Source organism: Campylobacter concisus, assembly GCF_015230015.1.
GTDB classification, from domain to species: Bacteria; Campylobacterota; Campylobacteria; order Campylobacterales; family Campylobacteraceae; genus Campylobacter_A; species Campylobacter_A concisus_AF.
Genome location: NZ_JAAKZC010000009.1, coordinates 64,845 through 75,292 on the forward strand (window position 1 = coordinate 64,845; position 10,448 = coordinate 75,292).

At 41.0% G+C, this 10,448-nt stretch carries 9 protein-coding genes; 8 read left to right on the forward strand and 1 reads right to left on the reverse strand.

Annotated elements, in window-relative coordinates; translation table 11 throughout:
• Window positions 1-268: 268 nt before the first annotated feature.
• Complete coding sequence (locus tag G6W42_RS06310; RefSeq protein ID WP_194173362.1) at window positions 269-2,734, reverse strand: AsmA-like C-terminal domain-containing protein; 2,466 nt, start codon at window positions 2,732-2,734, stop codon at window positions 269-271.
• 73 nt (window positions 2,735-2,807) lie between these two features.
• On the opposite strand from G6W42_RS06310, the gene mltG reads away from it, so the two are divergent.
• The 8 genes from mltG (at window position 2,808) to G6W42_RS06350 (ending at window position 10,180) form a co-directional block, all read left to right on the forward strand.
• Entirely contained in the window at window positions 2,808-3,752 is a 945-nt protein-coding gene (gene mltG / locus G6W42_RS06315; RefSeq protein ID WP_103617208.1) for an endolytic transglycosylase MltG, read from the forward strand.
• A 63-nt stretch (window positions 3,753-3,815) separates the two neighbouring features.
• Complete coding sequence (locus G6W42_RS06320; protein ID WP_194173363.1) at window positions 3,816-5,990, forward strand: NADP-dependent isocitrate dehydrogenase; 2,175 nt, start codon at window positions 3,816-3,818, stop codon at window positions 5,988-5,990.
• A gap of 3 nt (window positions 5,991-5,993) precedes the next feature.
• Window positions 5,994-6,887 carry a lactate/malate family dehydrogenase gene (locus G6W42_RS06325; protein ID WP_194173364.1) on the forward strand — a complete coding sequence of 298 codons (894 nt, stop codon included), beginning with the start codon at window positions 5,994-5,996 and terminating at the stop codon, window positions 6,885-6,887.
• Between the two features lie 8 nt (window positions 6,888-6,895).
• Complete coding sequence (locus G6W42_RS06330) at window positions 6,896-7,207, forward strand: 4Fe-4S dicluster domain-containing protein (protein WP_009293870.1); 312 nt, start codon at window positions 6,896-6,898, stop codon at window positions 7,205-7,207.
• Window positions 7,204-8,334, forward strand: coding sequence for a 2-oxoglutarate synthase subunit alpha (locus tag G6W42_RS06335; protein WP_194173365.1), 1,131 nt, complete (start codon window positions 7,204-7,206; stop codon window positions 8,332-8,334). The genes G6W42_RS06330 and G6W42_RS06335 overlap by 4 nt, the downstream gene beginning before the upstream one ends.
• Window positions 8,324-9,169, forward strand: a complete 846-nt coding sequence (locus G6W42_RS06340) for a 2-oxoglutarate ferredoxin oxidoreductase subunit beta (protein ID WP_194173366.1) — start codon at window positions 8,324-8,326, stop codon at window positions 9,167-9,169. The genes G6W42_RS06335 and G6W42_RS06340 overlap by 11 nt, the downstream gene beginning before the upstream one ends.
• Complete coding sequence (locus G6W42_RS06345; protein ID WP_194173367.1) at window positions 9,166-9,717, forward strand: 2-oxoacid:acceptor oxidoreductase family protein; 552 nt, start codon at window positions 9,166-9,168, stop codon at window positions 9,715-9,717. Before G6W42_RS06340 ends, G6W42_RS06345 begins: the two co-directional genes overlap by 4 nt.
• Before the next feature lie 40 nt (window positions 9,718-9,757).
• Window positions 9,758-10,180, forward strand: coding sequence for a heat-shock protein (locus G6W42_RS06350; RefSeq protein WP_194173368.1), 423 nt, complete (start codon window positions 9,758-9,760; stop codon window positions 10,178-10,180).
• The last annotated feature ends 268 nt before the right edge of the window (window positions 10,181-10,448 follow it).

Here is a 10,448-nt window from a genome sequence, read left to right on the forward strand (position 1 = left end):
TTTTTCACAAAAATCGCTTTAGTTTGTAAAAGAGCTGTAGATACTGCAAAAATCTAAATTTAATTACAAAACAAACTTTTACCTAAAAGTAAAGTCTCATCAATCTAAAAAACAACTCAAACTAAAAAGAATTTGGCAGGTATCGAGCCATAAATGTTGGGTGATTTAACCAATAATACGCTTTTTGCTTTGGCGAAGCGCAAAAAAGATATCCAATAAATGGCGGATATTCTCCGCCTTAAATTTTATTGCCTTACGCTAATACTTTTTACTCAAATATCAAAAACGGAGCTTGCAGGACGTTTCTTATTATCTTTAGTGGCGAGAGCAGGGCGTCTTGCAGTATCTGCGTCGAGTACTCGGGCTTTTCAGTCGTGCCACGTATGGCGATGACTGTTGAGAGTGAGCGGTCTTTGCCAAGGATGATTTGGTTGATAAGTGGGATCTTATCGATGATGCCGCTTGCATCTTTTAGTATCTTTAGCTCAAGGTCGATGTTTATCTTTTTGCTCTTTAGATCGATCGTGCCGCGTCCGCCGATATCTGCGCTCGTGCCTATCATCTCAATCGCTAAAAACTCGATCAGGTCACCCTTTCTAGTTAGTAAAATTTTGCCGTTTTTAACGGTAAAGCCCTTGTCGTTAAAGTCAGGCGTTTTAAAGCTAAGAAGCGACGGCACCGAGTTTAGAAAGCTTAGCAGTTTTTGATAAAAGATGTAGTCTTTTAGATATGTGCCAAAAAATCTCACCTCAGCCTTGAAATTTTTTGAGCTCTCTCCAAGCATTTTTAGGCGAAATTTACCGCCCTCAAAGCTCTTGAGACCAAAAAGGTCGTTGATAAACTCGCCGCTTATATCAGTTGCGTCTAAATTTATGCTTTTCTCATCGCTAAAATATCCAACTCTGCCTTGCTTTGCCAGTCCATTTAGCGAGGTGCTTTTGCCTTTTTTCTCGGCGCTAAAGCTGGTAAATGGCAAGGTTTTGTTAAGGTCTTGCAAAATGATGTCGCCATTTTTTGCAAAAAGTTCAAGTGGTGTGCTTTGCTCTTTTGTGTTGTTGTCATCAAGGACAAGCAAATTTAGGTCGTTGCTCTTAGCCTCTATGCCCTTTTCAGCGATGTTTAAAGAGAGTTTTTTGCTTGCACTTTGCACTTTTACGCCAGCTTTTGAGACTGCTATCAAAAAGTCATCGTTTTCGTATTTTGAGCCATTTTTATCCAAAAACGGCATGTCAAATTTAAGCCCTTTTGCCAAAATTTCAAGATTAGTAAAGTCCTTGCTCTTTATGCTCACGTCGTCAAATCCAAGCACGCCATTTTGCTTTAAAACTGGGGAGTTTTGCATGATAAATTCGCTATTTTTAGTAGCTATCACGCTCTCATCGCCAAAGCTTAAATTTAGCCCAAATGGCTCAATGCTAAGCGTTGTCTCATTTGGCTTGCTAAAGTCAAGATGCGCGGTAAATGGCTCATTTTTAAAGGCTAAAATTTCATCATTTTTCTCTTTTAGATCAAAGCTCTCTATGACGCCTTTTATCTCGCCAGTGCTTTTTTGCAAATTTATATTGGCTTTCGCATTTGCTCTGAAAAAGTCAAGTCCAAAGCCGATTGCATCGATGTTTAGCGCCGAAGTATTTACAAGCTTTACAAGGGCACTTTTAGCGTTAAATTTACTCCCAGCGATATCTAAAACTGCGTCACTTATCTTAAAATCGCCATTTGCGATGACGCTTTTTTCATCAAAATTTTCTAAGCTTTTCTCGTCAAGTTTTATTAAAATTTTTAAGCTAGCGTCCATTTTTCCGCTTAGCTGCCTAACTGGCACGTTGATTTTATAAGCTCTTAGTATCTCATTTATCGCCTCATCGTAAATAGAATTTGTCTTTATAAATAGCTCTAAATTTGCACTCTTTTCATCAAAGATATTATTTATCGCGACGTTTGAGCCATCAAGCTTTTTGCCTTTATAAACAGGCGCTGTAAGGTCAAATTTAAGCGTTGAGTTATTAAGCGTGATGTTTGCCTCAGCGACATTTACGGCTGGTAAATTTTTATCAAATTTAACAAGCAAATTTTTGGCATTTGCAGTTGCATTTAGGTCGTTTAGATAAAAGTCGTTTTTGGCTAGAACAGCCTTGCCGTTTATCTCGTTTAGGTGGTAGTCATCAGCCACGATGTAGCCATATATCCAGTTTTTAACCTCGCTGTTTAGGTGTATGCGACTATCAAGCTCAGCGATGAAGTCCTTGATACTGCCAGCATTTACGTCATAGGCTTTGTAGGTTAAAAGTGTATCTTTTAAGGCAAAGCTAAGCTTGCCATTTAGCTCGTGCGAGGTGAAATTTCCATCAAATTTATAATCATCCTTGTCAAAATTTGCACTGCCCTCGCCACTGATGCTTACGTTAAAATCTTTAAGGCTTAAATTTCTTACTATGAAGCGATCGACGCCATTTTGTTGCTCGTTTTGAAATTTGATATCGATGTTTAGATAAGGGCTATCGACGAAAAATATATCATCTAAAAATAAAATTTTGATCTTAAAATCATCGCCGATTTGCACGCTCTCAAGCGAAATTTCTTGAAAAAATGTGTCAAGATAATCCACGCCCTGGCTAAGGTTTAAAAGCTGCTTGTCGCTGGCTTTTTGCTCTGCGTTTTGTTTAAATTTAGGAAGCTTTATCTGCTTTGCTCTTACAATTATTTTTTTATCTAACTTTATATATAATTGCTCCAATTTTACGCCGTAAAACTCGAAATCGTTAATTTTTATGCCGTATTTTAAAAGCAAAAGAAGCGAAAGAATCAAAATGATAAAAAATTTTATAAAAAAGCCGTATCTGGATATTTTCTTTGATATCGTACTCATCGTTGTCCTAAGCGTATTTGTTTATTTGGCACGCCCCATAAACACGAGCAAGGTCGTCTTTGTGCCAAAGGGAAGTGTGGGCGAAATTATATCTTATTTAGCTAATCGCAACTTTAACTTAAGCGCCATAGACAAATACGCCATGCGCTTTATCGGCTCGCCTCAGTCTGGCTGGATCGAGATAGGCAAAGATAAAATTTCAAGGATTGATTTTTTAAAAAAACTTGCCAAAGCAAAGGCTGCGATGACCGAGATCACGCTAATACCTGGTGAGACTACGATCGTTTTTTTAAACCAGATAGCAGCCCAGCTAGGACTTGACGCAGCTAAATTAAATAGCGAATATAACGCACTTGCGCCAGTAAGCGACGGCTTTTTGATGCCAAATACCTATAAAATTCCAGTTGGCATCAGCGAAAGACATCTAGCCTACTATCTTGTAAATTCATCTAAAAAGGCTCAAAGCGAGATCAGCAGGAAAATTTTTGGCGAGTACAACGAGAAAAAATGGTTTAAAATTTTAACCATCGCCTCTATCATCCAAAAAGAGGCCGCAAACGATGCTGAGATGCCACTTGTCGCCTCCGTCATCTATAACCGCCTAGATAAGGGCATGAGACTGCAGATGGATGGCACGCTAAACTACGGCATCTACTCGCACGATGTGATCACAGCTGAGCGCATAAGAAGCGACATGAGCGAGTTTAACACCTATCTAAATGACGGCATCCCGCCAAGCCCAGTCTGCTCGGTCTCAATAAGTGCGATAAAAGCGGCTATAAACCCTGCAAAGAGCGATTATTTATACTTTGTGCTTGATAAAAAGGCGAAAAAGCACATTTTTTCAAAAACCTTAAGCGAGCACAATCAAAATATCGCAAAATAGGGCTAAAATACAACTAGCTTTAATAAAAAACGTGATAAATTTCAAAAAATCAAAAGGGCTAAAATGAGTGATATTATCTGGACTAAAACCGACGAAGCACCGCTATTTGCAAGCTACTCTCTCTTTCCTATCGTTAAGAGCTTTTTATCCCGCGCTGGCATTAGCATAACAAGGGCTGATATCAGCTTGGCAGGGCGAATTTTATCTCTTTTTAGCAAAGAGCTTGGGCTAAACAAGGCCGATGAGCTAGAGCTTTTGGGCGAGCTAACCGCGCACAAAGAGGCAAATATCATAAAGCTGCCAAACATCTCAGCCACGCTCGTTCAGCTAAAAGCGGCGATTGAGGAACTTAGAAGCAAGGGCGTAAATGTGCCATTTTATCCAGACGAGATCATCACAGACTACGACGAAGAGGTCGCTAAAAAATATGCAAAAGTGCTAGGAAGCGCGGTAAATCCTGTGCTAAGACAAGGAAACTCAGACAGAAGAGTCTTGCCACCGGTTAAAGAATTTGCCAAAAAGCACCCGCACAGCAACGGCAGCTGGGACAAGGCAAATAAAACTAAAATTTGCTACATGCAAAAGGGCGATTTTTATGAAAATGAGCGCTCTATTATCGCTAGCAAAGATGAGAAATTTTATATAAATTTCATAAGTAAAGATGGTAAAAAAGAGCTTTTAAAAGAGCTTGCGGTCCAAAGTGGCGAGATCGTAGATGCTACCTTTTTAAGCGTTGAAGAGCTTGATAAATTTTATGAAAGCTGCTTTGAGGCTGCGCTAAAAGAGAATTTGACCCTTAGCTTACATCTAAAATGCACAATGATGAAGGTTAGTGACCCAGTCATCTTTGCTCACGCGATAAAAAGCTACTTTAAAGAGGTTTTTGAGCTATTTGGCGATGAATTTAAGGCTCACGGCGTTGAGGCAAAAAACGGCTTAAAAGATATGTTTTCTAAAATTTCAACTCTTAAAAATAAAGATGAAATTTTGGCTAAATTTGATGAAATTTTGAGTAAAAAAGCAAAAATTTGGGCACTAAATGAAAATGCCAGCAACTTTGACGTGCCAAATGACGTCATCATCGATGCCTCCGTGCCTGCGCTCATTAGAAACTCTGGCAAGGTAAAAGATAGAAATGGTGAGCTAAATTTCTCGCTTTGTATGATCCCAGATAGAACCTACGCTAGGGTTTATGAGGCTTGCGTGGCGGACTTTAAGGAGCATGGCGCGCTTGATGTGAGTAAGATCGGCAGCGTGGCAAACGTGGGGCTAATGGCTAAAAAGGCCGAGGAGTATGGCAGTCACGATAAGACTTTTATCGCAAAAGAAGAGGGAGAATTTGTAGTTTTTGATGAGGCAGGGCAGAGCGTTTTTAAATTTAGCGTCAAAAGTGGCGACATTTTTAGGATGACGCAGGCTAAAGAAGATGCTATAAATGCATGGTTTGAGCTTGCATTAAAAAGAGGCGAAATTTCAAAAGATGAGCTTATATTTTGGCTAGATAGCAGCCGTGCTCACGATAGAAATTTGATAGCTAAATTTGAGAAATTTAAAGAGAAATTTACTAACGCTGGCGTGAAATTTAAAATTTTAAACTACGAGCAAGCGACGCTAAGATCACTTGAAATGATAAGAGCTGGTAAAGACGTCATAGGCGTAACTGGCAACGTTTTAAGAGACTATCTAACCGATCTTTTTCCGATATTTGAGCTAGGCGGCAGCTCAAAAATGCTCTCAGTCGTGCCGCTACTTGCTGGTGGAGCGATGTTTGAGACGGGCGCTGGTGGAACGGCTCCGACGCTTGTAAAAGAACTAAAAGAGAAAAATCACCTGCTTTGGGACAGCCTTGGCGAGTTTTTAGCACTTAGTGCTTCGCTTGAACATTTAGCGTTTTTTAGGCAAAAAAAAGAGGCAAAAGAGCTAAGTGAGGCGCTAAATAGAGCGGTCGCTAGCTATTTAGACGAAAACAAAACGCCAAATGCCACTCTTGATACTAGAGAGTCGCACTTTTATTTGGCGCTTTTTTGGGCGAGAGAGATGGCAAAAAGTGGCGGAATTTTAAGCAAAATTTTCGCAAATTTAGCAGATGAGCTAGAAAAAAATGAAGGTGAAATTTTAAAGCAGATCAGAGAAAATGATGGTGCAAGCGTGGAATTTGGCGGATACTACCTGCCAGATGAAGTGAGAGCTAATGAGGTCATGAGACCAAGTGAAATTTTGAATAAAATAATAGGATAGAAGATGAAAATAAGTGTAGTTGGAGCTGGAAACGTCGGTGCTAGCATAGCTTATGCGCTTTGCATGAGAGAGCTTTGCGATGAGATCGCGCTTGTGGATATATTTGGCGATGTGGCGCGCGCAAAGGCGATCGACCTAGCTCAGTCAAGCTGTGTCTTTAACGCAAAAACTAGCGTTTGTGGTGGCGATGATTTTGTGCTTATTGAGGGCAGTGACATCGTCATAGTCACTGCTGGAAGCCCTAGAAAAGAGGGTCAAACTAGAGAGGACTTGCTACTTAAAAACGCCGTAGTCGTAAAGCAAACAGCGCAAAAGATAGCTGAATTTGCTAAAAACGCAGTGATAATAGTCGTAACAAATCCACTCGACGTGATGGTCTGGACGGCTCATAAATTTAGCGGTTTTAGCAAAAACAAGGTGATCGGCATGGCTGGCGAGCTAGATAGCGCAAGGTGCAGATATGAGCTAGCGCTTTTAAAAGATAAGGACGCCAGCAAGCTAAGAGCAAAGATTGTTGGCGCTCACAATGACGAGATGATCGTATCAGCTAGCAATATCAGCGAAAATTTAAATGAAAATGAGCTTGCAACTCTTAAAAAAGAGACAAGCACTGGTGGTGCAAAGATCGTTAAACTGCTTGGCACATCAGCCTACTATGCACCAGCGGCTGCGACTGTGAAGATGTGCGAAATGATCATGGGTAAGAGTGATGAGATAATAAGTGCTAGCGTGCTAATCGATGATGAGCTAAGTTGCGGAAGGCTAGTAAGGCTTGGACGTGATGGCTTAAAGGAAATTTTAGAGCTAAATTTAGATGAAAATGAGCAAGAGCAACTAAACAAAAGCGAAGCTGAAATTAGAAAAAATATCAAATTTTTAAAAGAAAACTTAGAGTAGGAAGATATATGATCGTAAAAGAAAATGTCCCAGTTTGGGTCGATGAGAGCAGGTGTAAGGCCTGTGATGTCTGCGTGAGCTACTGCCCAGCAGGCGTGCTAGGTATGAGGCTTGAGCCAAAGGCGGTGCTTGGCAAGATGATAGAGGTGGTCTATGCTGACTCATGCATAGGATGCCGTGACTGTGAGCTTCACTGTCCTGATTTTGCCATTTATGTGGCTGATAAAGGCTTTAAATTTGCAAAGCTAACGCCTGAAAGCAAAGAGCGAGCTGCAGCCGTAAAGGCAAATAAATTTGCAAAACTTGGAGAGAGCGCATGAGAGAGGTAGTATCAACTGGAAATGCCCTAGTAGCAAGGGCTGCGGTCGAGTGTGGCTGTAACTTCTTTGGCGGATATCCTATCACTCCAAGTAGCGAGATCGCCCACGAGCTAAGCGTGCTTTTGCCAAAACATGGCGGCACATTTATACAAATGGAAGATGAGATAGCTGGGATTTCCGTAGCTCTTGGCGCAAGTGCGAGTGGTGCTAAGGCGATGACTGCAAGTTCTGGTCCTGGGATTTCCCTAAAGGCTGAACAAATAGGCCTTGGCTTTATCGCTGAGATACCGCTCGTCATAGTAAATGTCATGCGCGGTGGCCCTTCTACTGGCCTACCAACCCGCGTCGCACAAGGCGATATCTTGCAGGCTAAAAACCCAACTCACGGCGATGTAAATATGATAGTGCTAGCGCCTGGTAGCCTAGAGGAGTGCTATACGCAGACTGTGCGAGCGTTTAACCTCGCAGCTAGGTTTATGACGCCAGTTATGCTGCTACTTGATGAGACGATAGGCCACATGCAAGCAAGGGTGCGTCTGCCAGAAATCAGCGAGCTAGAAATTTATAAAAGAAGAGAATTTTGTGGCGAGCCAAAAGAGTATAAACCCTACGAGGCAGCACCAGACGCGCCAGCCACGCTAAATCCTTTCTTTAAAGGCTATCACTACCACATAACTGGGCTTCATCACGGCGCTACTGGCTTTCCAACAGAAGATGGCAAGATCGTTGAATACTCGATGAATAGGCTGTTTAACAAGATAAATTTACACACTGATGAGTGCGAGAAATATGAAGAGTTTATGCTAAATGACGCTGAAATTTGCATCATCGCCTTTGGTAGCGTGGCGCTTTCAGCTAAGCAAGCTATCTTAAATTTACGTGAAAAAGGGCTAAAAGTAGGGCTATTTAAGCCACTCACACTTTTCCCAGCTCCAGCTAAAAAACTAAAAGAGATATCAAATAAATTTAAGAAAATTTTGGTCTGCGAGCTAAATTTAGGTCAATATAGTGGCGAAATTTCAAAGATCATCTTAAGAGATGACTTTGCAAAACTGCTAAAAACAAACGGCAGACCGATAAGCCCAAGCGAGATCGAGGCGAAGATAGGAGAAATTTATGGCTTTTAATTACGATAAATATTTACGAACAGATAAAATGCCTACTCTTTGGTGCTGGGGCTGCGGCGACGGTGTCATACTAAAGGCGCTCATCCGCGCTATCGACACCATGGGTTGGGACATGAACGATGTTTGCGTGGTCTCAGGCATAGGCTGCTCTGGCCGCTTTAGCGGATATCTTGACTGCAACACCATCCACACAACTCACGGCAGAGCCGTAGCTTACGCGACTGGTGTAAAGATGGCAAACCCAGACAAGCACGTCATCGTGGTAACTGGCGACGGCGACGGACTAGCGATCGGAGGCAACCACACTATACACGGATGCCGCCGAAATATCGGGCTAAATCACATCTTAATCAACAACTTCATCTACGCGCTAACCAACTCGCAAACCAGCCCAACCACGCCAAAGGGCATGTGGACGGTCACAGCGCAATACGGCAACATCGATCCTAGTTTTGACGCCTGTAAGCTCGCAACTGCCGCAGGCGCTAGCTTTGTCGCACGTGGTAGCGTCATCGAGCCAGAGAAGCTAACAAAGCTCTTTGTAGAGGGCTTTAGCCACGATGGATACAGCTTTTTTGATGTATTTTCAAACTGCCATATAAATTTAGGTCGCAAGAACAAAATGGGCGAGGCGGTCAAAAATTTAGAGTGGATAAAGGGCCGCACGACGAGCAAGGTCAAATTTGATATGTTAAGCGATGAAGAAAAAAAGGGTATTTTTCCACTTGGCGTGCTTCATAAAGATGAAGAAAAGATCGAATACACCAAGGCTTACGACATGGTAAGAAAGGCTGCAATGAGCGACGAAGCGATAAATTTTGAGGAGCTAGCATGAAGTCACAATTAAGATTTGTCGGCGTTGGCGGACAGGGCGTCATACTAGCAGGCGAGATCCTCTCAGCCGCCAAGATAAAAGCAGGTGGATATGGCGTCAAGGCCTCTACCTACACATCTCAGGTGCGTGGTGGCCCAACGAAGGTCGATATCATACTTGATGAACAAGAAATTTTATATCCTTATGCAAACGAGGGCGAGATAGATTTCATGCTAGCAACCGCGCAGATAAGCTACGATGCCTTTAAAAGTGGCGTGAAAGAGGGCGGTGCGATCGTTGTCGAGCCAAATTTGGTAAAAGTAAGCGACGAAGACAAAAAACGCTGGAAAATTTATGAAATCCCTATCATCTCTATCGCAAAAGACGAGGTTGGTAACGTCATCACTCAAAGCGTCGTGGCTCTTGGTGTGGCTGTGGCGATGAGTGGGTGCATGGATGAAAATTTAGTGCGTGAAGAGATGCTAGCAAGCGTGCCAGCTAAGGTCAAAGAAGCAAATGCAAAAGCTTACGAGCTAGGCCTAAAATATGCAAAAGAGCTTTTACAATAGAAAATTTGGCTAAATTTAAATTTAGCCAAAACCTCCCAAAATGGATCAGATAAAATTAGAAAATTTCCGCAAAGAATATGGCTTTGAGATGCCGATCATTAGGAGCTTGTCAGCTGGTGAGTGCTTAAAGATAAGAGAAAATTTACTTCATAAATTTAGCCTAAATAATATAGATGAGTTTTTTAAGATAGATAAATTTAGCAAGCTTGATGGCTTTAATGCGGACGAAGTAAATTTTGATCTCATGACCGCTTTTAGCGAGCTTGACATCGCCAAGCCAAATGAAATTTGCATAAATTTTAATAAATTTGAGAGCATTGATATTTTGCGCTTTGACGATCTCTTTAAATTTTTTAGCGATATCTGGTATCCATCACTTGATGACATTGAGATATTTGATATAAATTTAAGCTTCATTTTCTCAGTCAGACACTACGGGGCTATCTATCATTTTACTCTCTAGCTATCAAAAATTTACAAATTTATATGATTTTTGATAATCATACGATTTTTATCCCATTTAAATTTATTAGTTTTAATTATTTATTTAATTTTAAGTAATATCCTCAAAGATACGTAAAATTGGCTATTTTATAACATTTTATCTATTTTTATTAGTATATATTGCGTGGTAATATTATTTTTATCTTTATCAAAATAATAAATTTATAAGTAATTGCCACAAATACGATAAAATGGTTATTTTATAAATGATTTTAGCTATCAAATCT